Source organism: Streptomyces sp. NBC_00212, from assembly GCF_045206365.1.
Classification (GTDB): domain Bacteria; phylum Actinomycetota; class Actinomycetes; order Streptomycetales; family Streptomycetaceae; genus Streptomyces.
The window spans coordinates 135,951-160,002 of record NZ_CP108116.1 but is presented as its reverse complement, the minus strand read 5'-3'; the positions used below and the strand labels follow the sequence as shown (position 1 = coordinate 160,002).

Genomic DNA, 24,052 nt, shown 5'->3' with positions numbered 1-24,052 from the left:
CGTCGGAACCGGCGTCCGGCAGGCAATGAGTCCTCACTGAAGGCTTCTCCTCTTGAGTGCCATGGCACGATACGGGACCAACAGGGCTCCTGCATCAGGACGTTGATGAGTGAGATCACCAACGGAACGACCAGGAGGCTTGTCATGTCACGGACCCGTCATCACCCGCGAACCGCAGGATGAGAAGCGTTCACTCACGGAGCATAAAAACGGGCGCCCATGAAGAGCCTCCCTTCACCTCCTCCTGGGGCACGGAAAGGCCCCCTCCAGCGGGCTGCCGGAAGGGGTGCCGTTCACCTCGCCTCACGCGTCGACCAGACCTCCCTGCACCTGTCCGGGCGTTTTCGCTCAGCCCGTGATCAAGTCCAGTTGCACTTGTGGATCGCCACAAACACGGCGTCCGTGGCGTACGTCCAGCTCACGTTCGGCCTGTCCGACTCCAGATCCCACGAATTGCCGGTGTTCCAGCTGCCGTCGGACTCCTGGCGCGCGTACGCGGCGTGACACGCATACTGCTCACGCAGAGATTCCGCCTCGTCGGTCGTGTCCAGGCGCAGCGGATGCGGCGTGTTCGTCCACACCTCCTGCCATCCGTCGGCGGCCTTGTCGATGCCGCCCCGGAACCCGGCATCCGTCGGGAAGACCATCAGCACGAACTTGTCCGAGTCCGTCGGCAGGTTCACTCGCACCCGCTTGACGAGGCTGCCCGGTGCCTCCACCTCGTAGCCGGTGCACTCGCCGCCGCAGCCCTCCGTCGCGCCGCCCGGAATCCAGAACAGCGCCGCACCCGAGGCGAACTTCTGCGTCACCTGTCGGTACGTGTGGACCTGCCCGGTGTCGACATCCGTCCACGAGCCGGTACCGTCCGTCTCGTCGGACGCCGGGTAGCCGAACGCGCTGTTCTCCCAGCCGTACTCGCCCCACGTCGCGCCGATCTTCCCCCATACCGGGTGGGCGCCGGTAGCCGCCGACCAGTACACGGTGCCGCCCTCGAACTCCTGGCGCACCCCCTTGCCGTCCGCGTTCTTCAGCTCGTCCGACTTCAGGTAGCCGAGCGCGGACGTCTCCCAGCCCATCGCCTGCCACCTGTCGCGCACCGCCCCCCATGCCGGGTGGGCACCGGTCGCCGCCGACCAGTAGATCGAGCCGCCCTGGAAGTGGGTGTACCGGCCGCGCCCGTCGGGAGTGGTCATCTCGTCCGTCACCGGGCATTTCAGCGGCGAGGACACGTCACCCATCGCGATGTACTTGTCGAGGATGGCGCCGGTGACGGTCTTCCCGCAGTAGTCGCGGTCGGCTGCGGCTGCCGGGGACGACGTAAGGAAGGGGGCGGTCAGGCAGGCTGTCGCGAACAGGGCCAGTTTCCGCAGTTTTTTCACATCGGGAAGGTACCGGGAAAAGAGGTGTGCGAGGAGAGGAAATCCGGCCGGGCTGCACCGGAATTTCCCCCTTCCTCGCGTCTTCCCGGGCAGGCGTGATGCGTGCTCATCCCGTGAGCCCGAGTTCGCGTAGAGCTCGTAACACGATCGTGGTTGGGCCTTCTTGAGTCGTCTCCAGCAGATGAGGCTGCAAGGCGAGGGAGGCGAAGGCGTCGTGGAGTTCGGTGCGGCGTTCCCAGCGGACGGCGAGGCGTTTGAAGTGGTGGAGGAGTGCGAAGGTCTGCTCCACGACGTAGCGGAGCTTGCCCAGGCCCTTGATGTTCGGACGGCTCTTGTAGGAGATGACGGGCAGGATCCTGCGCTTGCGCAGTGCGTCCCGGATGGTGAGCTGGAGGACTATCACGAGCGTGTCCTTGCCGCCGTCGAACACGGCGAGGAAGCAGTCGCCCCCACCTGACCGGGACACCGCCGGCCGGACAAAGACTCAGCTCCTCTTACACCGCTGGATCCGGGCGTTCTGCGGTGAGTTCCTCGCGCCGTCGACCCGACCGCTGCCGGTGACCCGCCGGACAGTCCGTAGACGCAGGAGGGTGCTCTCCAACTCCAGAAATCCGTACTGTGAGAGCCTCAGCAGAGCCAGTTCGGGGAAGAGAGTTGGGTGATCTGCTCATCCCCGGCGTAGACCTCCAGGGCTGCATCCGGTGAGGAGCAGGCCCGCGATGACGAGGATCACGGCGGCGGTATGGGTGCGATGCATGGATCACCCCAAGGCGGTAAGGGGACTATCCCAGCGTCGAACGCCGCGCGGTGGGGCGGGTGTTGCCGTTCCGTGACCGTATCCTCTGCCTCTGCTTGAACGGCGAGAGCGGCTGGATCGAGTCGCCTTGTCCTCGCCCCCATCGGATACTTTGATCGTTCGATGATCGGGGACAAGGGGGGCCAGCGTGAGTAGTCTCTCGCCAGAACTAGGCCTGATCGCGAGCGGAATGATCCGTGGCGCGATGGGCCTGGTGGAGTCCATGAAAAGTGCCAGGGACACGGCCATCGCGCTGGGGCACGAACTTTCCCGGCAGCACGGCATGGCCGGCGACGACGACGCAGGTGAGGCCTTCGCGAAGGTCTACACCAAGGCCGCAGCCACCACGCTGAACCAGATCGGTTTCAGTGTGAACACTCTCGGGGAATCCGGGCGTGGCTTGATGAATACCGGCCGCGAGTTCATGGCGGCCGAGAGTGCGGTTTCCGCCTCCATTCTGGGCAAGCAGGCCGGTCTGACCGCCGGCTTCGGCGACCCGGGAGCCGACTGCTCCGGGAGCCACCTCGGGTTGGGCAACGACTTGCCCGAAGTCGTGGGGGAAACAGCCTGGTACGACCAGTACGCGCCAGGCGGCCGCGGTGACCGCTTCCGCGGCTCCCCCGAGAGGCTGCGGGATGTCGCCGGGACCTGGCGGCACGCCGGGAAGCTGGCTCTGCGGTTCCTTGAAGATGCCCAGGCCTACGCGCAGACAGCACGTAACTCCCACTCGGGACAGGCCTCCGAGTCGTTTCACGCCTACTTCTCGGCCTGCGTGGGTCTTGGGGTGCCGCCCGAGCGTGCTCAGCAGGACGAGCTGCTCGTGTCGAACCTGGTCGCTGCCTGTACCCAGCTCGCCAAGGCCTGCGACCGGTACGCGGACCATGTGAATGCCGCCAAGGAGAAGATCCGGCAGCACAAGATGGACCCATTCACCTTCGACATGCCCTGGGACCAGCCGATGTTCGGCGGCAACGGGTACGACGGCGGCCTGAAGGGGGTGTGAAACTGGCGGCAAAGGGGCAATGAGTTGATCTTGAAGCCCTGCCGGGCGTCCAGGCTCACGCGGTGCTGTCGGCGTCCTCGGCGAGGATGCGGTAGACGGTGTCGGCCGAGGGTCGCTTTCCCTGGTTCTTGCCCGAGGTGATGACGAGCTTGCGGGCGATCTCGGGAACGGGGACGCCATTGGCCCGCAAGGACCGGGCGTAGGCCGCCATGTCGTCGTCGACGACCTTGGGGCGCCCGCCGTGTCTGCCGCGTTCGCGGGCGGATGCCTGGCCTTCGAGGGACTTCTCCCGGATGTACTCGCACTCGGACTCAGCCATGCCGACGAAGAACGCGAACAGGGCGGCGCCTTGCCCGGACGGGTCGTAGACGCCCTGGAGGGGGCCGGTTCCTCGTCATTCGGCGAGCGTGGTAAGGCCCCAAAGGGGCCCTGCGAGGATGGCCAGGGTGCCGGGGCCCTGGAAGTTGGGGCGACCGGCACCCTGGAGAGGGTGGTGGATGTCCCCGTAGGGTGCGGTGGATGACCGATGCATCCATTGCCCCGGGGATTCCGGATCGGCGCGGCCCTGGCTGGTATCTGTGGTGGCTGATCGCCTGTCAGCGCGGCCGGTGCGCGGCCGGGGCGGCATTGGGCAGCGCTTGGATGGTCGGTCTGACGCTGCCTCCCTTCGTGCTCTCCCGCGCGGTCGATGACGGGCTGGAGCCGGGACATTTGAGTGTGCTGGCGGGTTGGTGTGCGGTGCTGTTGGGGGTGGGGGTGGTGAACGCCTGGCTGGCTATCATGCGGCATCGCGCGATGACCCGGGTCCGGTTGGATGCCGCCTTTCGTACGGTGCAGGTCGTGGTGGCGCACGCGACGCGGCTGGGGGCCACCCTGCCGCGACGGGTGGAGGCCGGAGAGGTGGTCACGATCGGGTTCGGTGATGCCGCGGCGATGGCGAACACGCTGACCATCACCGGCCCCGGGGTCGGCGCTGTGGTTGCTTACGCCGTCGTGGCCGCGTTCTTGCTCTCCGTCTCCTGGTTGCTCGCCGTGGTCGTGCTGCTGGGTGTGCCGCTGCTCGCGCTGCTGGTCGGGCCGTTGCTGGACCGGCTGCAGGGGGTGCAGATGGCTTACCGGGAGCAGCAGGGCGGGCTCGCGGCCCGGTTCGGGGACATCGTCGGGGGTCTGCGCGTCCTGGGTGGTCTGGGCGGCAGGCAGGTGTACGCCGAGCGTTACCGTCGCGATTCGCAAGCGGTGCAGGCGCAGGGGTATCGGGTCGCGGCGGTGACCAGTTGGATTGGTGCCCTCGGCGTCGGGCTACCGATGCTGTTCCTTGCCGTGGTCACCTGGCTTGCTGCCCGGATGGCTGCTCAAGGTGCTATCACCGTGGGGGAGCTGGTGGCCGTCTACGGGTATGTCGCGGTTCTTGTGGTGCCGGTGTCGTCCTTCATCGAGGGCGGCTCCGATCTCAGCCGCGGACTGGTCGCCGCACGGCGTCTGCTGCGCTTCCTCGACCTGGAGCCCGATGCGGCCGACCCCACGACGGGCGCAGACGCACCCGGGCCGCCGTGCGTACTGTGCGATCCGGCCTCCGGCGTCGAGGTGGCGCCCGGGAAGCTGACCGCGCTGGTCAGCGCCCGGCCGTCGCAGGCCGCGGCCGTGATCGACCGCCTCGGCCGGTTCACCGACACCGCGGTGACCTGGGGCGCGGTACGGCTCGACGACATCGCTCTTGAGCAGGTCCGCGACCGCATCCTGGTCGCAGACAGCGAGGCCGAACTGTTCGCCGGCACACTGCGCGAGGTGGTCGCGGGTCGTCGGGAACGGAGCAAGGAGGCCCTCACCCGGGCCGCCCGCGCGGCCATGGCGGACGACATCATGCTCGGCCTGCGCGACGGGCTCGACTCGCCCATCGATGCGCAGGGCCGCAACCTCTCCGGCGGGCAGCGGCAGCGCATCCGCTTGGTGCGGGCGCTGCTGGCCGATCCTGAGGTACTGCTGGCGACCGAGCCCACCTCGGCGCTGGATGCGCACACCGAAGCCGCCGTCGCGGCCCGGCTGCGTGCCGTGCGCGAGGGTCGTACCACCGTTGTCACCAGTACCTCACCGCTCCTGCTGGACCAGGCGGATATCGCGTACTACCTCGTCGACGGCGAGGTGGCCGCCGCCGGAAGCCACCAGGAACTCCTTCAAGGCCAGCCCGGCTACCGCAGGCTGGTCTCGCGCGGCGCGGAGGACGAGATCGACCCGGACGGCCCTGGACAACCGACCCCACAGGCCGTCCGATGACCGCCGGCTCGCAGCCGGCGGCCGGGCAGCTACCCGTTGCCGAGCCGTCCCATCTACGCCGTGCGGCGCTTGAGTTGATCTTCCTCGACGCACGCGCCTTCACCGGTTTGATCGCCCTCAACGCGCTGGCGGTCGGCGCCGGTCTCGCCGGCCCGTGGCTGCTCGGCCGGATCATCGACGCGGTCAGGGCGGGCGGTGGTGCGGCGTCCGTGGACCGGTTCACGCTCGCCATCGTCGTGTGCGCGGCTGCCCAGTTGGTGCTTACGCGGTACGCCCGGCTGGTGGGGGACCGTTTCGGTGAGCGGACGTCGGCGCGGGTGCGAGAGCGGTTCGTCGACCGCGTGCTCGCGCTGCCGGCATCCGTCGTGGAGCGCGCCGGAACGGGTGATGTGACCACCCGCGGCAGTACCGACGTCGCGTCTGTCGCGGTCTCCCTGCGCGACATCGGGCCAGACGTGCTCATCGCCGCAGTGCAGACGCTGTTCATCCTCGGCGCGGTCTTTGCCCTTGACCCGCTGCTCGGCGCCTGTGCGGTGGTGGGTCTGAGCGGCATCTACTTCGCCAGCCGCTGGTACCTGCGCCGGGCACGCTGCGCCTATCTCGCTGAGGGAGCCGCCAATTCGGTCCTCGCGGAGCTCGTGGCGACCACGGCCTCCGGCGCGCGCACCATCGAGGCCTTCGGACTGCAGCAGCGACGCATCACCGCATGCCAGGCGGCGATCGAGAGGTGCCGACGCACCCGGATGCGAACCCTGTTCCTGCGCAGCGTGCTCCTCCCGTCCGTGGACATCTCGTACGTCATTCCGGTGGTCGGTGTGCTGCTCATCGGCGGCGTACTGCATGACCACGGCGCTATGAGCCTGGGTGCGGTGATCGCCTCCGCGATGTATCTGCGGCAACTGTCTGCCCCGCTGGACACGATCCTGCAGTGTCTGGAGCAGCTACAGAGCAGCAGCGCCTCCTTCGCCCGGGTCGAGGGGCTGGGGCAGGTACCCCAGGCGCCTGCGGGCACCTCCTGTGCTCCCGCCGATGACCGCATCGAGGTGACCGGCGTGCGCTATGCCTACGACGGCGGTAACGATGTGCTGCACGGCATCGACCTGACCGTGAAGGAGGGTGAACGGCTCGCGATCGTCGGCCCTTCCGGCGCGGGCAAGTCCACCCTGAGCAGGCTGCTCGCGGGCATCGACGCGTCCCGCACCGGAACGGTGACGGTCGGCGGGGTCCCGATCCGCGACCTCGGCCCCGAACTGCTGCGCCAGCAGGTCGTCCTGATCACCCAGGAACACCACGTCTTCCTCGGCACGGTCCGCGACAATCTGCTGATCGCGGCACAGACCGCCAGTGATACCGAACTCCACGCCGCCCTGGCGGCCGTCGGAGCCGAGTGGGCCGAAGAGCTGCCGGACGGCCTGGACACCGAGCTGGGCGCTGCAGGACATCGGCTCGACGGCTCGCAAGCACAACAGCTTGCCCTGGCGCGCGTGGTCTTGGCCGATCCGCACACGCTGATACTCGACGAGGCCACCGCACTCCTCGACCCGCGCACCGCACGCCACACCGAACGCGCGCTGGCCGCCGTACTCACAGGACGCACTGTCATCGCCATCGCACACCGCCTGCACACCGCCCACGACGCCGATCGGATCGCCGTGATGGAAGGCGGCCGCATCACTGAACTCGGCCCCCACGACGATCTTCTGACCTCCGACGGCGCCTACGCCGCGCTGTGGCGGTCATGGCACGGCGAGCGGCCGTCGTAGGGCCTCTTGACTCCCAGCAGCCTGATCCACGGGCGGTTCAGGCTGCCTGGCCGAAGCCGGATGATGTCGGGTCCTGTTCGCGAAGCGGGGTGAAGCCGACGTCCAGCTTCGGGTCGTACGCCTCGGGCCGGATGCCGAGCTCATGCGTGGAGTACTCGCCGAACCGGTTGATGTGCTCGGTCAAGTACGGCGAGATGTGGGCCAGGTCCTCCGGCTCGATCTCCCAGCCCTCCTCCAGCAACTGCCGGACGATCTCCGCGATGTCCAGGGCGTTGTGAAAGATCACCGCTTCTCTGAACTACCGGTTGGTTCCCGCCGAATGAGCTGTCGAGCTCGGCCATGCCGGTAGGCGCGGCCCTGACGACCCTCAGTGCATCTTCCCGATCTTCAATGCTCGCGCCCGCTCTCCGGTGTTCTCGGGGTGGATTCGCTCGGCCAGGCAGTGCCGGTGGGAGATGATGGTGTGGCTTCCCGGCCCGTCGTTGCTCCGCGAGTCCAGGACGAGGGCGTCTCCACCTGGGCTCAACGTGATCGGTTCACCACAGAAGTCGCAGCCCCAGGTCAGCGACTCCAGGTCGGCAGGTCGGATGCTGAGCCGCACTGATACCGGCGGATGCGAGCGACGGATCTGCTCGATCACCGCATCGATCTGCGAACCGATGGGTGGAAAGAGCGCGAGTAGTTCGTCATGGCTGCTCGTGGTCCGGGAGAACTGCTCGATCATGTCGATGGAGGCCGACAGACCGGCGTTCTCGTAACCGATGATCACAACGACCACACCCCATGGGTGATGGCTGAGGACCCTGGCCTGAACCTTCTGCCCAGGCATGAGCGCCAGACTCTCCGTCTCGAACCTTTCCATGAACCGCTTCCCCATCCTTTAGCCGAGCAGGCCGCGCCTGGTAGTACTCATGCACGCGTGTCGTCGACGCCGGAGCCGATCAGCGCGCTCAGGGCCCGCGAGGCGTCATCGTATTGGTGACGGTCGAACTGGAACGGACCGAATGCCACATAGTCGCGGGTCTTGCAGTGCGGTTGCTCGAAGGCGTCCCAGGTCACGAGGTCGGCTGTCGCGGTGATGCGGGTCATGAGCGGCCAGCATCCCCATTCGCCGCATTCACAACCGAGAACGGGCGTCTTCGGCCCCATGGCGTTGGCGGACCGTCCGAGGAAGTGGTCCTGCATCGGGCCGAACCGGAAGAACTGCGGGATAAGACCGCCGTAGGCGTCGCCTGCGGGCTGCATCCCGGCCGCGATCTCGAACCCATCGATCAGCTCGGTGAGTGATGCTCCGTCGATGCGGGGGACGATCACGAGCGCACCGCCGTCGCCGCGATGCTGGCAGTCGAACCGGATCTCATTGCTGGTCATCCAGTGATTGTCTCAGCGAAGCTGCTGCCCCCTCCCGGATAGGTTGAGCTGCGGCTATGCGCGGCATGCCGAGGTTGATCGCCGTGCCGCCGGAAGCCCGTCGGTCCATCTGAGCAAGTTTGTCTTCGGCGCCAACCAGGCTGACTTGAAGCCCCTCCACCTCGCCGAGCCATCCTTTGTCGACGTACCCCTGTGAGTGCTCCACCAAGTACAGAGATACCGTTGACCGCCTGCACACCTACTATGTGTTCGCGGGGCATACTCCGGTCCTGGTCCACAATGAGGTTTGCGGAGTCCGCGTGTCACCCATGGCCTCGGACTGGGCCACGAAGGGCGCGCATCTGCACTTCGGTGCAGACGAGGTTCGCGTGTTCGCTAACGAGTCTGGTGGGCTGGGAGCTAAGCCGCTCCGAATGAGCAGCGGTTGGGCTTCCGACAAGAGCGTTCAGAAGGTCCTCAACACACTCAACAGCAGCCGCGAACTCCGCCAGGACCTGGTCGAGAAGGCCAGTGCCGCAATGGCCGAGATGAACAAACACAACTGGGGAAACGAAAAGAATCGGGCGGCTGAAATGAGCCGCCTAATTAACACACTGGAGAAGATGGGATGAACGGACCCGAATTCATTGCGAGGGCGGTCGAAACGGGCTCACTGTTCGACTTCTCTATCGGAGCGAAGCTGGCCGAGGCCGAGAAGAAGATCGCTCTCGAATACTTCGATGAGCTTCAAGGTCGTCGCGGCGCAAGAACGCTGCGGCGAGATTATGGCCTCTTCGAGGCCGCCTTCAGCGATGAGTCGGACTGGACCTGCCGGTCCATCACCCTGGAAATCCACCGACTCGCCTCCATGCCCGACCTTGCGGCCAGGGTCAGGGGGCTGACGGGCATCAATCTCGCACCGTACACGAAATGGACGGATGTAGCGGAGGCGCTCCACGGCCTTGTCGGGTGTCTGCCGTTCGACTCGCCAACCGTCACGCGAGGATATAGAACGTACCGATCAAGAAATACAGGAGTCTCTGTCACCGTGATCGATGACGCATCATCCGAACGCGGCACATATCCTGGAAATGGCGACATCTGGGGTCTGGATATCGTAGACCCGAGATTCCTGTAAACAGGGCTTGGTGGAAATCTCTGCCCGGATCCATATTTAGACGGGCCAGATGGCGCACCATACCCCCGGTCAATGCCGCGCTATAGTCGACCTTCAGGCGTCGCGTAATCGCGGCACTTGAAGGGTGAGTTCCGCTCGGCTCGCAAGGAAAAGGAAAAAGCCAAACCACTGACAGGAAAAAGCAACCTCGGCCGGAGTAAATCCCGGCCGAGGTTTCGCTATCAGCCTGGCTTTACTGTGTGCCAGCCTGCCTCCAGGATGGGGAACGCAATTCGCCCTTCGCCCGAAGTCGTGTACGTTCAGGATGAGTTCAAGGACCCCGTTACTTATGCCGGCGACGCTCACCTATGCCGCGCGGGGTGAGTCCTGCCAACTGTGTTGGGCGACGCTCAGCATGAGTACGTGCTCGGAGGTTGGCGACGTTCATGGTGGCCACGGCCAGAGTGCGTCATGTTGACGTTCGTGCGCGACGACACCGTGCACATCAACCGGCCTACCCCAGACCGCCCTTCTCGGTCGTGCTGTGCGTCGTCGACGTCGTGTCGCCGGTCTTCGTTCGGGTGAGGTGGGTACCTGTGCGGACTGGATGATCGACCGCATGGGGAGCCAGCAACACGAGTTGCTCCTGGCGCGGGCGGCGATGGTCGTGGCGACGCTGGTGGGATGCGGGAGGCACCTGTTCGTGATCGTCGTGGCGGAGTCCGAGACGAGTGTGATGCCGTCGTGTCCGGCCTGCGACGCGTCCCTGCGTCCGTGGGGCTACGCCCGGGAGCGCACGATCCGGCTGCCCGAAGGCGGCCTCCGGCGGCTGCGGCCGAGGCGGGCCCGCTGCCCCTCCTGCCGCACCACACACGTGCTGCTGCCGCCGTACTGCCTGCTCAGGCGCGTGGACAGCGTGCACACCATCGCCGCTGCTCTCCTGGACCAGGTCGCCGGGCACGGCCACCGCCGCATCGCCGAGCGGCGGCACCGGCCAGCGACGACCGTCCGCGGCTGGCTCCGCCGCGCGAGAGCACGCGCCGCGTTCTGGAGCCGCCACGGCATGATATACGCCTACCGACTCACCCCGGACGCCGGACCGTTCCAGCCCCGGGCCACCGAGCTGGCCGAGGCCCTCGACGTCCTGGGGGGAGGCCGCCCGCGTCGCCCAGGAGCAGCACACCTCATGGGCCTCCACCGATCCGTGGGGCGCCGTCGTCTTGATCACCGGCGGCCGGCTCCTCACGCCCGCGTGAACAACCCGCGACAGCAAGCACACGGAGCCGACACCGTGATGACGACACGTCACCCCGCCGAGTGAACGAAGGCCGCCTCTACGTACCCACGGTGAACGTCGTCCTCGTGCTCACCGTGAGCGTCGGGCAACAGACGCCCACCCTCGCCTCCCAGCAGACACCTTCATCCCAGCCCACGCTCGTGCCCCAGCGCACCCCTCCCGAGTTTCCTCAAAGCGGGCCCTTTGTTCATCTCTCCGGCCCGTTCCTCGCCGACAGCATCGAGCAGGCCGACGGCCGCCTTTGTCGCGCTCGTCGCGTTGCAACGGTGACGGGAGACTATTGGTCAACTTGCCGGCCGCGGGCCAAGCTCAACGAGCGTTGAAGCGCCGCTTCGACGTATGCCTCCCTGGGCACGGAGAGGATCACCTGCAGCATGAAGATGCGCAAGAGACTCGGTCTCACGCTTGGCGCTGCAGCGCTCAGCCTTACCGGTGTGTTCGCCGACAGCCGGTACCGCCAGCGCCCAGCAGGGCGTCGCCAAAATCGGCTATGGCCCTACCACCTCCGGTGCAGGGGTGTGGTGCGTCCAGCACAACCTGAACTTCTTCATACGGAGCGGCAAAATCAGCAGCGCGCCGCCCTACGGCATCCTCGACGAAGACAGCCAGTGGGGGGCAAAGACCGAAGCCACCGTCAAGTGGTTCCAGCAGGACCTGGGCGCGAGCCCGGACGGCGTCGTCGGCCCGCAGACCGGCTCTCTTTTCCTGGACAATGAGCCGCCCTGCGTTCCTCGGACAGTGGCGTTGAGGGGTTTCTATGCTGCGGCCTGCAACTCTTCGTACTCGGCGTGCACTTCTGCGGGGGTTCGGTAGCCGAGGCCGGAGTGGAGGCGTTTGTGATTGTAGAACATCTCGATGTATCGGACGATTGCCTGGCGAGCGTGCGCGCGCGTCGGGAACGACGTTCGATGTACAAGCTCATTCTTCAGGGCCCCGAAAAATGATTCGGCCATGGCATTGTCCCAGCAGACTCCGGTACGGCCGACGGAGGCTCTGAGCCCCAACGAACCGAGTTTCGCCCGGAGTTCTCGGGAAGTGTATTGACTGCCGCGATCCGAATGAAATATGCAGCCGTCGGCGAGGTCGATGTTCCGTGCCGTCATGTCGAGTGCGTCCGATATGAGCGACGTCTTCATGTGGTCAGCCATCGCCCAGCCGACCACGGCCTTAGTGTGACAGTCAATGACCGTCGCGAGATACAGAAACCCAGCCCAGGTGTGAACATACGTGATATCGCTGACCAGTTTACGTCCCGGTGCATCCGCGGTGAAGTCGCGAGCCATCAAGTCGGGCGTGGCCGGCGCCGCTTCGTCGGCGATGGTGGTGATCCGCCACGGGCGTGGCTGGCATGGCACCAGACCCAGTTCGCGCATGAGAGCGCGGACCAGCTCCGCCCCAGCCTGCACGTTCATCCTCTCCAGGGCTGCGTGGACGCGCCGGTATCCATAGGTTTCGTGCGAGTCGGCGAACACCTGCTGGATGATCGCCTTGAGCTCCGCTCGGCGCTCGGCGGTTGCCGACAACGGCCGCGAACGCCAGTGATAGAAACCGGACGTGGATACACCCGCCCAGGCGCACATACGCTGTATGGAGAAATTGTCGGACTCACCGTCGATGAACTCGTACTTCTCCGTCACCGGTATTCCTGGGCGAAGAAGGCTGCCGCTTTTCCCAAAAACTCGGTCTTCATCCGCAGTTCACGGTTCTCGCGTTCCAGCTCACGCAGGCGAGCACGTTCGCTGATGTTGAGGGGCGGTTCCTCGCCGACGTGCTCCTGCCGGTAGCGGCTGACCCAGGTACCCAGAGTTCCCTCGTTCACCTGGATTTCCCGCGCGACCTCGGCTATCGGCCGGGACTCCACGATCACCATCTTGACTGCCTCGTCCCTGAATTCAGGACTGAACTTCCTACGCTTTGGTGCCACGTACTCTCTCCGCCGTTCCTGACCATGATCCTATCGGGGACCACTGTCCGAGAACTTCGGGGCGGCTCAGTCCGTCAGGCTGGTGACAAGCCGGATCACGTCCTCCTGGCCGTCGACGCGATACTCGATCACCCTCACCAGCGCGGGTGGAGCTTTGACGGTTCCGGCGGCCTTGGCGTGCTTGTTCGCCTGGATCAGGGCCAGGTAGCTCCCGTCCGGCAGGACGTCCTGGACCCTGCGGGCGGCCCGGCGCTCGATTCTCCACAGTAAGTGGGCGCCCCGGTCGCGGAAGCGGTGCCAGCGGGCCAGGCCCCATAGTCCTCGGTCGGCCAAGACCAGCGTCCCGGCCCCGATATGGGCCTCCAGTTCGTCGGACACGATCCGCTCGGAGTCTTTCCAGCCGCCGATCACCGCGTCCAGTACCGCGTGCGACGAGCACTCCGTGACCGCGACCACCCGGGCTTGCGGATAGCCCATCGGACTACGTTGCGAGCCGGACTTGCCGAACGTCTCCCGGTTGTGGGCCGAGTCGGGGACGGCCAGCAGCATCCCGTCCAGGGCCAGGACCCGCAGCCCGTGGAAGAGTTCCGTGCTCCGGCCCAGCGGCCGGGCCACGGCCCGGAACAGCTCTCGCATCACCGGCCAGCCCAGCCGCTGCCTCGCCCGAGTCAGAGATGACTTGTTCACTCCGGCCCACGGCCGAAGTATCGGCTCGCCGGCCTTCACCAGCCGCAAGACCTCCAGGTAGTCAGCCTGCGGAAACAGGCACAGTGCGAGCACGAAGTACACCGTGAACCGGGCCGACAGCACACGCCGGCGCTTCTCCACGCACCCGGCCTCGGCAACGACCCGGTCCACCAGCTCAGCAGGACACGGCCGGGTCAGGATGCCCAACCCCAGCCGCTCCAGACGCGACACCAACACGCATGGCCCAACACCACGCACGTCCCAAAAGCAACGGCATTGCTGCTCCCCGCCCGGGAGGGGACGGGGCGTGGGCCATTAGAGTGGCGGTGTCCGGGGCGGGTGGCTGGCAACTCGCCGGTGACGGAACGCCGGCTCCGGATGCTGTCGCTCAAATGCCCGTGATCGCGCCCCTTGTTGCCGGTCTGAAGCGGGGCCTGTGCTGGCGTCGGCCCCCGGGCCGTACACATTGCGCGACAACTCTTGCCTCGACTCGCCTTGAGACCAAGCTGACGTGTAGCGAGAGTGGCGGGCTCAGGTGATCGTTTCCACACGGTGGCCGCGAAGTCTCTGGCCTATGCCGAGCGCGGCTTGCGACCAGTCGTCTTCGTGGCGGTCGTCTTTGTCAGTCGCGGCGATCTTGGTAGCCGCGGTCTTCGCCGCCCGCTTCTTCGGCAGGTCGTGCACCACGGCGCCCTGGGTGCTCTCGCCACGGTTGAGCCTTTGCCGCCTCAACCGACGCATTGAGCGCGGCCATAGGTCGACGACCCTTCCGGCAGGCCCCGGAGCCGCCCCTTCCACCGGACGGGGTTCGCTGTGTTCGGTCTTGGCGGCCAAGAGCTCTTCGACAGCTTCGGGGTAGTCGTCAGTCAGTTCGACCTCGCGCGAGGTGAGTTCGGCCGGGGAACGGACCCCGTCGTCCCACTTCATCTGCAGGACGATCACGTCTCCCTTGATCCGCAAGAGCCCGAGCCACTCGCGGTTGTGCCAACCCGTCGGCGGGAGTGCTCATGACGAGGCATCATCAAGGTTCATTCGCATGCACCCGACCAACATTCCCCAGCCTGTAACCCCCGGATGGAACAAGGATCCTTGGGCCATTCCCCGAGCTCCCGCACCCCGCGAAACTCACGATGCACGCTGAGGCGGGAACGAGCCCTGTCGCACTGGCTCGGGTCCTACACCTTCGGCATCAGTCGAAGCTCCTTGGTGATTCCCACTCTTCTCAAGAGACTTCGGGGCGCACGGTTCGTTTGAACCAGGCGCTGGCCGTGCGCTGGCTGAGCAGCACCACCACGGTAATCGCGCCGATGACGGCGAAGACGCCGCCCTGGATTCCCCGGGCCGTCCCGCTCAGCGCCAGGACGATCTGCACGCTCGCCAGCACAATGGACGTTATCCGCACACCGTTTCCCGCCGTTCGGTAGCGGAACGCGAGGACGAACAGCACGCAGCCCATGAAGTTCTGTCCGAAGGTGGCGCCCGCAGCCTGCGTGCTCTGGGCCATGCCCACCAGGACCGACATCAGCAGGCAGAGCCCCATCATCGCGAAGATGGTCACCTGCGCAGCACGGACACTGCCCGGCATGGATATGGGAGCCGAGGGAGCAGTGAACGGAGCTCCGTAAGACGACGGGTACTGCGCGGGGTACGGGGGTGGCTGAGGTGGATATTCGTTCGACATGAAGCCACTGTAACCACCCTGCGGCCGGTGCTTCACCTCGAAGTCACGCAGGTCGCACGGTTGGTGCGTTACCCCCGAGGCAGTGGAACTACCAGTTCGGCGAAGACCGGGTCGGCAACCCTACAGCGCGTTCGAGGCCCGGAAATCCGATGCTGTGCGGCCGAGGCGTTCCATCGCCCGTGGGACGGAGCCGGGAGATGGCGTCGACCTGCGTCTTGCCGCGCAGGGCGGTGTACTTGACGCGGATGTCGTCCGGGGCGGTGATGAGGATGTGCGCGATCTGGTTCAACGTGGCGGTACGGGCTTTGACGGCGGACCGTGCGGCGTTATGGAGGGCACATATGCCGCTGACGGTGTCGTCCTTGGGGATGACCGAGGCCCGGCCGGACAGCGCGGCCCGCGCGGCTGCGCAGGCGTCGATGGGATCGGACTTGCCGATCCGGCGACGCTCGGCCTTGTCGGGCCGGTTGACCTCGACCACGGTGAGGCCCGAGTGTCGGGCGGCACGGGTGAACCCCAGGCCGTAGGAGGAGGTCCCCTCGACGCCGACGGCGGTCACCGGGCCGTGGGCGTTCAGGAACGCCGTCGCCGCAGCGTATCCGGCGGTCGTCGTGGGGAACTCGGCGTCGGCGACGTGGCCGCCCCGGTCGGTGATGACAGCGACGTGGATCGTGTCCGCGTGGGAGTCCACTCCGCCGAACACTGCATCCAGTTCGGGAGCGGGCGCGATCGTCACTGTCATCCTGTCAACTGCCTTCCCGGGTCTGCGGTGACGCCAGCCGGGCGGGTCAGACAGGACATTGAGGGGCCTCTGGCCAAGCTCCAATCAGGTCATGTTCCACCTAGCCGGAGCCATGGAGAACGGGTCCCGGCAGCCGGACAGAACAGCCGCAGGACAGCCCAGCAGGACGTCAGTCAGACCCAGAGTCACGACACCGGAACCCGCTACGAGTATCAATGTCAGACCCCGCGCCTAGGCTGTCGTGGATGTTCGATCAAGGAGTAGGGCAGTGCGAATAGAGCGTCACCAGGTGGGCGGGGCCGCCGTGTCGGCGGCCCGTGAGGACTTCACCAACCGCATCGGGAGCCAGGTGCACTCCATGTCGAAGGCCGGACGCATCGCCACCTACGAATGGCAGTTGATCGCCGAGGAGTTCCTCGACTACCTGGGAGCGCTCTCCGTCGAGATACCCGACCTCGGTACGGCGGAGGCTCGGGCCGCGCTGAAGGACGCTTCGGAGGCCGCGGCCGGCGCCGTCGCCTACGCCGCGTACCACCCGCACTGCAGCTTCCAGGTGTTCCTGCACTACGTGAACTTCGGCATGACCTACGACCCGGGTGAGGACGGCCCCGAGGAGAGCGTCCCGCCCGGGGAGTGGATCGACGCGCTGTGCCTGGCGGTCCTGCGGGACAAGGCCACGTTTCACGGCGAGGCCTTCCACTTCGCCCGGGAGGAGTTCGCCGCACGTGTGCAGGGGACGCCCGCCGGGGAGCTCGCCACGGGGCTGATGGCCGTGGTCCTGGGCGACACCGGCGACGACGAGGAGTACCCGCCGAGCGCGCAGGCCAAGCTCACCGCCGTCGACGCCGCTCTGGACCGCGTCCGTGCCCGCGCCCAGGAGAGCGGCGAGCCCCTCCTGGACCGGCCGGACAGCGCCGCGCTGCGCACGCTGCGTGCCCTGGCCGCCGAGGACCGGGAGGTTTTCGACGCCGCGCTGGCCGACCTCCTGGTCAGGTACGCCGCCGCGCACGGCCCGGCAACCTCCCCCAGGACCCTTCTGCCGCTCGTCCCCATCGCCCTGGCCGCGTTCGCCTACCGGAGGCTGGGCTGGACGCCCGCCGTCCGCACCGCGTACCTGCCGCACGCGCTGGTCACCGGCTTCGAGACACGCGGCCCGCGGGTCGCCGGGTTCGGCCGCAGCCGGCGACCGGATGCGGTCGCCGCGCTCGCCGCGGGCCCGCTGGTGGTGGAACGGCCCGCCTGCGAGCGGATCGTGGACGCACGGGTCACGGCCATGTACGAGGAATCCCTGAAGGAGGCGCTCACCCCCGCCGAGGGGGAACCGCTCGCCGTCTGGCGTCTCCGCGACGTCATGGCGGACCAGGAGCGCCTCTTCAAGTGGCGCGCGGGTAACCCCAGCGGTGTCACGGACGCGCAGCTCGCGACCCTCATGCTGGCCTCGCAGCTGGGCGCGGCCGCGTTCCGCATCGGCCTCGCGGAGCCGGGCACCCGGGCCGAGGTCAGCGTCGAGGGACGCACACTGTCTTACCCGGCCGAGCGGGGCGAGGTGATCGGCGCCGGGAACTGGCAGCGGGCCGTCGCCTTCGCCCTGATCACCGGTGCACGTGAGGACCTCGCCCCGCTCGTCCTCACCGGCCCCGTCTTCGCCCGCCCGGACGGCTCCGCCTTCAGCGCGTACCGCGAAGCCCTCCACGCCTACCTGAAGGGCGCCGATCCGGAAGCGGCCGCGCAGCGGGCCCTGGAACAGAACGAGAGGGCCAGGGACTGGGGCTTCGCCATGCCGCCGGCCGTGCTGCTGTCGCAGCTGGTGGAGGGCGACGAGGAGAGTTTCAATCTGGCACTGGCCGACGCGCTCGAAGCGCACCGCGACTACTACCAGGTCGCCGACCGCGCCGACGACCCGGACGCCTCCGTCAACCTCGACATCCTCGCCCTGGCCTGCCACGCCCGCCGCCGCGGCTGGGCGATCCGCGTCGCATCCCCCTACCTCCCGCAGGATCTCCTGCGAGCTGCCGAACCCTTCTAGGAACGGCATAGCCGGATGCGGCGCCCGCAGAAAGGACCGCGACGTCAGCGGCCCGGCGGGCGCCGCAACTGCTCGAAGAGGCGTGCGGGGTATAGCAAGCGGTCCAGTGCGAGTTCGAGCAGGGCGACTGTGTGAGAGGCCGCTCGGCCGGTGCAGTACGCAGTGGAACCGGCGGAGATGTCCAGCTCTGTTACACCTCCTACGACCCGGACACGGGCTGAACCGTCGAGGTCAAGATGGACGAGGCCAGCAGCGACGCCCCGCGCTGGCGGTCTTCAACGGCAAGCTCCACTGCGTCTTCAAGGGTCAGCGACCACTTGCTGTGGCACTCCATCTTCGACGGCACCCGGTGGAGCACGAGCATCAAGCTGCCCGCGCACTCCTCCGCCCGCGGTGTAGGGCAACGGAACGGTGAGCCATGGCTTCTTTCCTGGGATGAGGGGCGGTTGCGAGCGGATGCCGCCGCCGGGGGGCCGGCGGCGGCATCCGGAATCGAGTCCAGCAACGCAAGGCGTGCTGCTCGACCGCGCACGTCATCGGGCGTGGGAGGGCCCTCGGTGCATGGGCGGCGCTCCCCCGTTCTTGCACAGCGCCGCCGACTGCCGTACTCCATCGTGCGACGGGCCGCAGGGCAACCCGGAACGGCCCCAAGCCAGTTCTTATTTCAATGATCGGAACGAGTGCGCGGCCGTTGTTCCGCTGGCCGGAATAGAAGGACATGCGACAGCGGGATGTGCTGCCTCAGCGTGTCGGTGAGTCGGCCGCCGCGAGATCCCATGCGATGCGTGCCGCCTGACTAACCAACGTCACCATGTCAGGGGCGGTGGAGTCCCTGTCGAGATGGCGGAATTCGGTGCCGAGAGTGATCGCGAGCCGCTCCGGCAGGCCCAGACCGGGGTAGCGGCCTTCCTTGAGCAGAATGTGGACGGCCTCGATCGAGGTCCGGCCCTGGGCGTGCATCACGTCCGCGTGATCGGAGAGGTCGTCGAGGTAGGCGATGTACTCCCGCAGGGCGTCGGGGGTCATGAGCGGGCCGTGGCCGGGCACGATCCACTCCGGGTCGAGCGCCAGGATCCGCTCACAGGCCTCGGATATCCGCTCGAGCGGGCCGGCCCAGTGCGGGGGGTGATCGCCGGCGAAGGCGATGTCACCGGCGAACACCACGCGCTGCTCGGGCAGGTGGACGATCAGGTCACCGACGGTGTGTGCCGGGCCGACCTCGTGCAGCACCACGGGTATGGAGCCGACCTGCAAGTCGAGTCGACCAGTGAACGTGGTGGTCGGGGAAACGACTCGTATGTCCGAGAAGTCGAACTGGCCGAAGTGCTGCCTGAAGTACCGGCCCAGAGGTTGGTCAGGGTCGGTGTCGCGGCCAAGCGCGGTGAGCTGCTGGGGGGTTGGCTCAAGGCACTGATGCTCCAGAGCGGCATGGGTCGCGATGACCTCGGCGTCGGGCAGTTGCTGCAGGCCCCAGGTGTGGTCGCCATTGGCGTGGGTAACGGCCACCCGGGTCAGCGCCGCGTGACCGGCCGCTGCGCGAGCAGCAGCGAGGAAGTTGTCTGTCAGGGCCGGTGTGTAGGGGGTGTCAATCAACAGCGCCTCACCTTGGGAGGCGATCAGGCCGCAGTTGGCCAGCCCCCATACCCCGTCCTGTCCGGGCCACCACGCAAAAACTCCGGGGGCGATCTGTTGCAAGTCAGATGCAAGCGTCATGGCAATGCATTGTGCGCGAGTGGGCGGCCTGGCGGAAATCGCGTCCGCCGGGCCGGACCAAACCCTCAGAGCGTGGGCTCGAACACCAGCAAGAAGAACCGGGCCCCCGGGCTGAGGAACGGCTGAGCGGCACACATCGTGACCTTGCCCCGCTGAGAGGGAGCATGCCGCTCGCAGCACCGGTCCCGCTCGTCAAAACCTCCTGGCCCGACGGTGAAGCCCGCATGACGCATGATGCGGGTGTCACCATCGGGATGGACGTACGCGAGGCTGCGGTTACGGTAGATCGGCCCTGCCACCGGATCCTCGTTGACGTCCTTGTCGAGCTGCTGGAGGTCCGCATTGCCGGGATGAGCCACCACTGCAGTGCGCAACTGGGCCGCCACGGGCACCGCCCATTGCTTCTCCCAGTCGACCAGGTGGTGCTCGCGTGAATCCTCTCGCAGCAGCATCCAACGGATCAGGTTCTGTTCGGGCAGGAGTGGGGTCTGCCCCTCCACTTGGGGGAACATCGAGATGAAGTCCTGGTTGGCGGCCAGGACATTCCACGCCACATCGTTGATGTAACAGGGCTGCCCAGTCACCTGGCTGACAGCCCTCTGCCACGCCGGCCCCACATTCGTCCCTGACGTCGGGTCCATGGGGATCGGCGGCTCGTACCCGAGCGCGTAGACGTAAAGCGCGGTGCGCTCCCGCTCCTCCATGCGCAGCACCTGAGCCACGGCGTCGAGGAAATCCTGGCTGGGCGCCGGCATCTCTCCTCGCTCGAGGAGGCCATACCAGCGCTCCGTCACGAACAAGGCCTGTGCCACCTGCGCCTGCGAGAGCCCCAGTGAACGGCGGCCCCGTCCGGTGCGCTTGGGTATGCCGAACTCCGACGGGTCTATCTGCCCGCGCTTCCACTGCAGCAACTGCTGCAACGCATCCTTGTTGTTCATCCCTCAACTCCTCCCCGTCGTCTCGTACGCGGCCCGCCGCGGCGAATTACCAGAAGCGACTGTTCCTGAAATTCGCGGACCGGAAAACTCAGAGCCTGGTGAGCGAGATCTTGACCAGGAACAATCAACCACTGGATCGAACGCGCGTTGTGGGAGACGCGAAGGTCCTCTACCGCGAGGGGGAATTCGCGTTGCTGCACCCTGTTGTTGCGTCGTCCGACCGCACCGTCGGCACCGTGGCGCGCACCATGGCAGTGCTCCGTGCCTTGATCCGGCTCGGCCCCGCTGAACAACCTCTTGCCGCGATCGCGGATGCCGCAGAGCTTCCCGCTGCGACTGTTCACCGATATCTGCAGGCCCTGGTGCGGGACGGTGCCGTTGAACAGCGAGGGCCACGCGCTGCGTACGCGCTGGTCGACGCGCTGCACCGTGCCCCCCATGCTCTTGCGACCGTCCCGCCTCAGGCGGCTGACACACCCTCACCTACCGTGAGGGCTGAGCTGGTCACACTACAGTCGAGGACTGGTCAGATCGCATTCGTTTACCGTCCGCATTTGATCGGTACTCCGAGGAGAACCTGTGTGGAACGGGCATACGGTGCGCACGGCGAAGAGCTATTCACGGCGCCTCAGCAAGCACTGCAAGCCCTTGAGTCGGCGCCGCTGGAAGCCGACGCAGCGGGCCTAGCGATCCTTGCGTGTCTTGGTTCCGCGACCGGCACCAGGAGCGATGTTTCACGCATCCGTGAGGAAGGTCACGCAGTGGGACCTTCCCCCCTGCCGGGCTGGGCCATGGTTGCGGCCCCCTTCTGGTACGGATCGGCTATCGCTGGCTCGGTCACGCTGCTGGCCAGCGAGGGCCAGATGCGAAGAGACTCCACCCGCACGCGGTACATCGCCGCAGTGATGGACACCGCGGCCGCAATGAGCGGGCACCTGACCCGCTCGGGAACTCGCAGAGCGGGCTGAATTGACTGCACAGCCCCCCACCAAGCAAGAGAAAGGCGCCACTTCGTGTCCCGTTCAGTTCTGATCACCGGCGGCAACCGCGGCATAGGCCTGGCCATCGCCCGTCGATTCGCCGACGCCGGTGACCGCGTCGCCGTCACCTACCGCTCGGGCGAGCCGCCCGAGGGCCTGTTTGCCGTGCGATGCGACGTCACCGACAGCGAGCAAGTCGACCAAGCCTTCAAGCAGGTCGAGAATCAGCACGGCCCCGTCGAGGTCCTCATCGCCAATGCCGGCATCACCAAGGACCAGCTGCTGATGCGCATGAGCGAGGACGACTTCACCACCGTTCTCGACACCAACCTCACGGGCGCCTTCCGCCTCGCCAAGCGAGCTTCGCGCGGCATGCTCCGCGCCAAGAAGGGCCGCGTCGTCCTGGTCTCCTCTGCCGTTGCCCTGCGCGGCGAGAGCGGCCAGGCCAACTACGCCGCCTCCAAGGCCGGTCTCGTCGGCTTCGCCCGTTCCATGGCCCGCGAACTGGGCTCGCGCGGCATCACATTCAACCTGGTCGCCCCCGGGCTCACCGAGACTGCGATGAGCGAACAGCTGAGCGAGGAGCAGCGCGAGAACCTCAAGAGCCAGATTCCCCTCGGCCGCCTCGCACGTCCGGAGGAGATCGCGGCGGCCGTTGCCTTCCTGGCGTCCGACGCCGCCTCCTACATCACCGGTGCCGTCGTCCCGGTCGACGGCGGAGCAGGCATGGGCCACTGACACTGCTGACCCGGCAACCCCCGGAGGTTCATGCGCAGATGACCTGAAGCGGGCAGTCCCAGCGATCTGCCCAGCGGCGGCAAGCCCTCGGTGTGTCCAGCACTTCGGACTGCCCCGCCGCCCACTGCCACCACCGCACGAGTGTCCAGCTCGCCGGTGAAGAACCCGGTCCACGACCGGGCAACACCGCCCCTGCCAGGGCGGATCACTTGGTTCCCGAAGAACCCGGCCCCTATCGATTAGGGGCCGTCGCATGCCCGAAAGGAGGGGCGTGCCTACTCATGATGCAGCACGCCCGCGCGTTGGTCCAAGAGATTTCCACGCCACCACGCACCGCAGACAGACCACAGCGATTAGCCCCGGACGCGTTCGTCCTGATTCGCGAGCACACACAGCAGGAGCTCGGCACGACTGCGTCCCGCCGCACCCGGCGCGCCGACTTCCTACGCGCGGCCGCCTGGGCCATCACCGCCCGGCTTCACCCGAAGGCGACGGGCACCACACTCCGCGTTGCCCAGGACCTGTCCGCCCGCCTGAATGCCGACGGACACGTGGCCTACTGCCGCGACGCCATGTTCAGACGCCTGCACATCAGCCGCCGCACGCTTGAGCGCCACATGGCTGTGCTCCGCGAACTCGGGCTCCTGGTCTGGGCCGTCCACGGCTCACGGACCAACACCCGCCCCACCGGAAGCGGCGAGTGGGCAGGCACCGCCACCATCTATGCGGCAGTCGTCCCCCGGGCCTGGGACGAAACGTTCGGGCACCGCCTGAGCGGGCACGGCTACCACGCCCGGCACGTCGGCTTCACCGTCCGCGGGCGCGAGCTCGCGATCGCGGACGCCCGCCGCCGAGCCCGGCCGTCCACCCGGCGCCGTGACACCCCTTCCTGTAAGACCAACCACCCACGACGTACAGCTGAGGTAGAGGGGAAGAAGAACAACACCTCCAGGCGGCGCGGGCGTCCGCGGAAAAGCCATCCCATCTGCGTACCGGAGACCTACCGGGCAGAGCCCCAACAGGCCGCTCACGCGATGTCCGTCGCCGCATGGGTCCGCCCCCGGGTGCCCTGGACCCAGGGCGAGGGCCTGCGCCGACTCGCCTTCGCCCTGCGGCCCTGGGTTGCCTCCGGCCACAGCGCAGCCGACATCGCTGCCGACTTCTCGGTGTGGAGGGTCACACGCCGATTGGCCTCGCCAGCCGCCCTGATCATGGCTCGCTGGCGCGAGCGCGAACACCATCCGCTACTCGACGACGTCCCCGACAGGGAGCCGTCGCTGGTTACAGTGCCGCCCAACCGGGTCTTCCTGGAGGCCATGGAGCAGCTGCGGGCTTCTCTGCCCACTGCGCGGGCCCCTGCAGAGCTGGCGCCGCCCGATCCACCGGGCTTCGTCATCCGCGACCGGATCCTCGCGTCCTTCCGCGAGGCCGACCGCGCCAGACGGGCGTGCACCGCCGAGCAGTGCGTGACCTTCGCCGAGTGGGAAGCAGCCTGCGACGAAAGGGAGCGAGCCCCGCGGTAATACCCGTGGCCCGGCCGCATCGGCGTGGAGTACCTCGGGGATGGCCCCGGGCCGGGCACGCCACGCTCCGACCGCGACGGCCGGGGCTCGACTGGAACTCCAGACAGCTGGGCGATGCAGGCAG

24 protein-coding genes are annotated in these 24,052 nt (G+C 67.2%); 11 read left to right on the top strand and 13 right to left on the bottom strand.

What is annotated here, in order from left to right:
* Window positions 1–359 precede the first annotated feature (359 nt).
* Window positions 360–1,379: a DUF2599 domain-containing protein gene (locus OHA17_RS40545; protein WP_331721347.1), complete on the bottom strand. Its 1,020-nt coding sequence runs from the start codon at window positions 1,377–1,379 to the stop codon at window positions 360–362.
* Window positions 1,380–1,485: 106 nt separating this feature from the next.
* Window positions 1,486–1,845 carry a hypothetical protein gene (locus OHA17_RS40540; protein WP_331721346.1) on the bottom strand — a complete coding sequence of 120 codons (360 nt, stop codon included), beginning with the start codon at window positions 1,843–1,845 and terminating at the stop codon, window positions 1,486–1,488.
* A 478-nt stretch (window positions 1,846–2,323) separates the two neighbouring features.
* Here OHA17_RS40540 and OHA17_RS40535 point away from each other — a divergent pair, with 478 nt between their 5' ends.
* Window positions 2,324–3,178: a hypothetical protein gene (locus OHA17_RS40535; RefSeq protein ID WP_331721345.1), complete on the top strand. Its 855-nt coding sequence runs from the start codon at window positions 2,324–2,326 to the stop codon at window positions 3,176–3,178.
* 55 nt (window positions 3,179–3,233) lie between these two features.
* On the opposite strand, the gene OHA17_RS40530 is transcribed toward OHA17_RS40535, so the two are convergent.
* Window positions 3,234–3,497, bottom strand: a complete 264-nt coding sequence (locus OHA17_RS40530; RefSeq protein ID WP_331721344.1) for a hypothetical protein — start codon at window positions 3,495–3,497, stop codon at window positions 3,234–3,236.
* 200 nt (window positions 3,498–3,697) lie between these two features.
* Here OHA17_RS40530 and OHA17_RS40525 point away from each other — a divergent pair, with 200 nt between their 5' ends.
* The gene (locus tag OHA17_RS40525) at window positions 3,698–5,449 is read left to right on the top strand and encodes an ABC transporter ATP-binding protein (protein WP_331721343.1); all 1,752 of its coding nucleotides are present in this window, start codon (window positions 3,698–3,700) and stop codon (window positions 5,447–5,449) included.
* Complete coding sequence (locus tag OHA17_RS40520) at window positions 5,446–7,212, top strand: ABC transporter ATP-binding protein (protein WP_331721342.1); 1,767 nt, start codon at window positions 5,446–5,448, stop codon at window positions 7,210–7,212. Before OHA17_RS40525 ends, OHA17_RS40520 begins: the two co-directional genes overlap by 4 nt.
* Window positions 7,213–7,249: 37 nt before the next feature.
* On the opposite strand, the gene OHA17_RS40515 is transcribed toward OHA17_RS40520, so the two are convergent.
* The 3 genes from OHA17_RS40515 to OHA17_RS40505 all read right to left on the bottom strand — a co-directional run bounded on the left by OHA17_RS40515 (window position 7,250) and on the right by OHA17_RS40505 (window position 8,583).
* Window positions 7,250–7,498 carry a Tn3 family transposase gene (locus tag OHA17_RS40515; RefSeq protein ID WP_331721341.1) on the bottom strand — a complete coding sequence of 83 codons (249 nt, stop codon included), beginning with the start codon at window positions 7,496–7,498 and terminating at the stop codon, window positions 7,250–7,252.
* Between the two features lie 81 nt (window positions 7,499–7,579).
* On the bottom strand, window positions 7,580–8,074 hold the full coding sequence (locus tag OHA17_RS40510) for a hypothetical protein (RefSeq protein WP_331721340.1): 495 nt from the start codon (window positions 8,072–8,074) through the stop codon (window positions 7,580–7,582).
* A gap of 47 nt (window positions 8,075–8,121) precedes the next feature.
* Window positions 8,122–8,583: a hypothetical protein gene (locus OHA17_RS40505; RefSeq protein WP_331721339.1), complete on the bottom strand. Its 462-nt coding sequence runs from the start codon at window positions 8,581–8,583 to the stop codon at window positions 8,122–8,124.
* A 308-nt stretch (window positions 8,584–8,891) separates the two neighbouring features.
* Between OHA17_RS40505 and OHA17_RS40500 the strand changes: the two genes are divergently transcribed.
* The 4 genes from OHA17_RS40500 to OHA17_RS40485 all read left to right on the top strand — a co-directional run bounded on the left by OHA17_RS40500 (window position 8,892) and on the right by OHA17_RS40485 (window position 11,789).
* Entirely contained in the window at window positions 8,892–9,194 is a 303-nt protein-coding gene (locus tag OHA17_RS40500; protein ID WP_331721338.1) for a hypothetical protein, read from the top strand.
* Window positions 9,191–9,700, top strand: coding sequence for a hypothetical protein (locus OHA17_RS40495; RefSeq protein ID WP_331721337.1), 510 nt, complete (start codon window positions 9,191–9,193; stop codon window positions 9,698–9,700). Before OHA17_RS40500 ends, OHA17_RS40495 begins: the two co-directional genes overlap by 4 nt.
* 598 nt (window positions 9,701–10,298) lie before the next feature.
* Window positions 10,299–11,000, top strand: coding sequence for a DUF6431 domain-containing protein (locus tag OHA17_RS40490; RefSeq protein WP_331721336.1), 702 nt, complete (start codon window positions 10,299–10,301; stop codon window positions 10,998–11,000).
* Between the two features lie 408 nt (window positions 11,001–11,408).
* A complete protein-coding gene (locus OHA17_RS40485) occupies window positions 11,409–11,789 on the top strand; it encodes a peptidoglycan-binding domain-containing protein (RefSeq protein ID WP_331721334.1) in 381 nt (126 codons plus the stop codon).
* Here the strand turns inward: OHA17_RS40485 and OHA17_RS40480 are convergent.
* From OHA17_RS40480 to OHA17_RS40460, 5 genes are all read right to left on the bottom strand, one after another.
* Window positions 11,732–12,900 (bottom strand): IS3 family transposase gene (locus OHA17_RS40480; RefSeq protein ID WP_331721333.1). Its coding sequence is split into 2 segments (ribosomal slippage): window positions 11,732–12,648 and window positions 12,648–12,900, totalling 1,170 coding nucleotides; the frame shifts between segments, so codons are not numbered across the junction. The two genes, OHA17_RS40485 and OHA17_RS40480, sit on opposite strands and share 58 nt — an antisense overlap.
* 66 nt (window positions 12,901–12,966) lie before the next feature.
* Window positions 12,967–13,824 carry an IS4 family transposase gene (locus OHA17_RS40475; RefSeq protein ID WP_331721332.1) on the bottom strand — a complete coding sequence of 286 codons (858 nt, stop codon included), beginning with the start codon at window positions 13,822–13,824 and terminating at the stop codon, window positions 12,967–12,969.
* A 294-nt stretch (window positions 13,825–14,118) separates the two neighbouring features.
* Entirely contained in the window at window positions 14,119–14,529 is a 411-nt protein-coding gene (locus tag OHA17_RS40470; RefSeq protein WP_406510973.1) for a hypothetical protein, read from the bottom strand.
* Between the two features lie 280 nt (window positions 14,530–14,809).
* Window positions 14,810–15,145, bottom strand: a complete 336-nt coding sequence (locus OHA17_RS40465; protein WP_406510972.1) for a hypothetical protein — start codon at window positions 15,143–15,145, stop codon at window positions 14,810–14,812.
* Between the two features lie 211 nt (window positions 15,146–15,356).
* Entirely contained in the window at window positions 15,357–16,010 is a 654-nt protein-coding gene (locus OHA17_RS40460) for a transposase (protein WP_331721329.1), read from the bottom strand.
* 289 nt (window positions 16,011–16,299) lie between these two features.
* Between OHA17_RS40460 and OHA17_RS40455 the strand changes: the two genes are divergently transcribed.
* Window positions 16,300–18,036, top strand: coding sequence for an immunity 49 family protein (locus tag OHA17_RS40455; RefSeq protein ID WP_406510997.1), 1,737 nt, complete (start codon window positions 16,300–16,302; stop codon window positions 18,034–18,036).
* A gap of 741 nt (window positions 18,037–18,777) precedes the next feature.
* Here the strand turns inward: OHA17_RS40455 and OHA17_RS40450 are convergent.
* Together OHA17_RS40450 and OHA17_RS40445 are read right to left on the bottom strand one after the other, a co-directional pair.
* A complete protein-coding gene (locus OHA17_RS40450; protein WP_331721327.1) occupies window positions 18,778–19,749 on the bottom strand; it encodes an MBL fold metallo-hydrolase in 972 nt (323 codons plus the stop codon).
* A gap of 65 nt (window positions 19,750–19,814) precedes the next feature.
* Window positions 19,815–20,687: a helix-turn-helix domain-containing protein gene (locus OHA17_RS40445; RefSeq protein WP_331721326.1), complete on the bottom strand. Its 873-nt coding sequence runs from the start codon at window positions 20,685–20,687 to the stop codon at window positions 19,815–19,817.
* Window positions 20,688–20,935: 248 nt separating this feature from the next.
* Here OHA17_RS40445 and OHA17_RS40440 point away from each other — a divergent pair, with 248 nt between their 5' ends.
* The 3 genes from OHA17_RS40440 (at window position 20,936) to OHA17_RS40430 (ending at window position 23,928) form a co-directional block, all read left to right on the top strand.
* Window positions 20,936–21,655, top strand: coding sequence for a helix-turn-helix domain-containing protein (locus tag OHA17_RS40440; RefSeq protein ID WP_406510996.1), 720 nt, complete (start codon window positions 20,936–20,938; stop codon window positions 21,653–21,655).
* Between the two features lie 45 nt (window positions 21,656–21,700).
* Window positions 21,701–22,405 carry a beta-ketoacyl-ACP reductase gene (locus OHA17_RS40435; RefSeq protein WP_331721325.1) on the top strand — a complete coding sequence of 235 codons (705 nt, stop codon included), beginning with the start codon at window positions 21,701–21,703 and terminating at the stop codon, window positions 22,403–22,405.
* 281 nt (window positions 22,406–22,686) lie between these two features.
* A complete protein-coding gene (locus OHA17_RS40430) occupies window positions 22,687–23,928 on the top strand; it encodes a hypothetical protein (protein ID WP_331721324.1) in 1,242 nt (413 codons plus the stop codon).
* Window positions 23,929–24,052 lie beyond the last annotated feature (124 nt).

What these genes read in the sequence shown, in the direction of transcription:
- OHA17_RS40530 (WP_331721344.1), bottom strand. Translation starts at nt 3,497, where the DNA reads ATGGCTGAGTCCGAGTGCGAGTACATCCGGGAGAAGTCCCTCGAAGGC.
- OHA17_RS40525 (WP_331721343.1), top strand. Translation starts at nt 3,698, where the DNA reads ATGACCGATGCATCCATTGCCCCGGGGATTCCGGATCGGCGCGGCCCT.
- OHA17_RS40520 (WP_331721342.1), top strand. Translation starts at nt 5,446, where the DNA reads ATGACCGCCGGCTCGCAGCCGGCGGCCGGGCAGCTACCCGTTGCCGAG.
- OHA17_RS40510 (WP_331721340.1), bottom strand. Translation starts at nt 8,074, where the DNA reads ATGGAAAGGTTCGAGACGGAGAGTCTGGCGCTCATGCCTGGGCAGAAG.
- OHA17_RS40505 (WP_331721339.1), bottom strand. Translation starts at nt 8,583, where the DNA reads ATGACCAGCAATGAGATCCGGTTCGACTGCCAGCATCGCGGCGACGGC.
- OHA17_RS40500 (WP_331721338.1), top strand. Translation starts at nt 8,892, where the DNA reads ATGGCCTCGGACTGGGCCACGAAGGGCGCGCATCTGCACTTCGGTGCA.
- OHA17_RS40495 (WP_331721337.1), top strand. Translation starts at nt 9,191, where the DNA reads ATGAACGGACCCGAATTCATTGCGAGGGCGGTCGAAACGGGCTCACTG.
- OHA17_RS40490 (WP_331721336.1), top strand. Translation starts at nt 10,299, where the DNA reads ATGGGGAGCCAGCAACACGAGTTGCTCCTGGCGCGGGCGGCGATGGTC.
- OHA17_RS40460 (WP_331721329.1), bottom strand. Translation starts at nt 16,010, where the DNA reads ATGACAGTGACGATCGCGCCCGCTCCCGAACTGGATGCAGTGTTCGGC.
- OHA17_RS40450 (WP_331721327.1), bottom strand. Translation starts at nt 19,749, where the DNA reads ATGACGCTTGCATCTGACTTGCAACAGATCGCCCCCGGAGTTTTTGCG.
- OHA17_RS40445 (WP_331721326.1), bottom strand. Translation starts at nt 20,687, where the DNA reads ATGAACAACAAGGATGCGTTGCAGCAGTTGCTGCAGTGGAAGCGCGGG.
- OHA17_RS40440 (WP_406510996.1), top strand. Translation starts at nt 20,936, where the DNA reads ATGGCAGTGCTCCGTGCCTTGATCCGGCTCGGCCCCGCTGAACAACCT.
- OHA17_RS40430 (WP_331721324.1), top strand. Translation starts at nt 22,687, where the DNA reads ATGATGCAGCACGCCCGCGCGTTGGTCCAAGAGATTTCCACGCCACCA.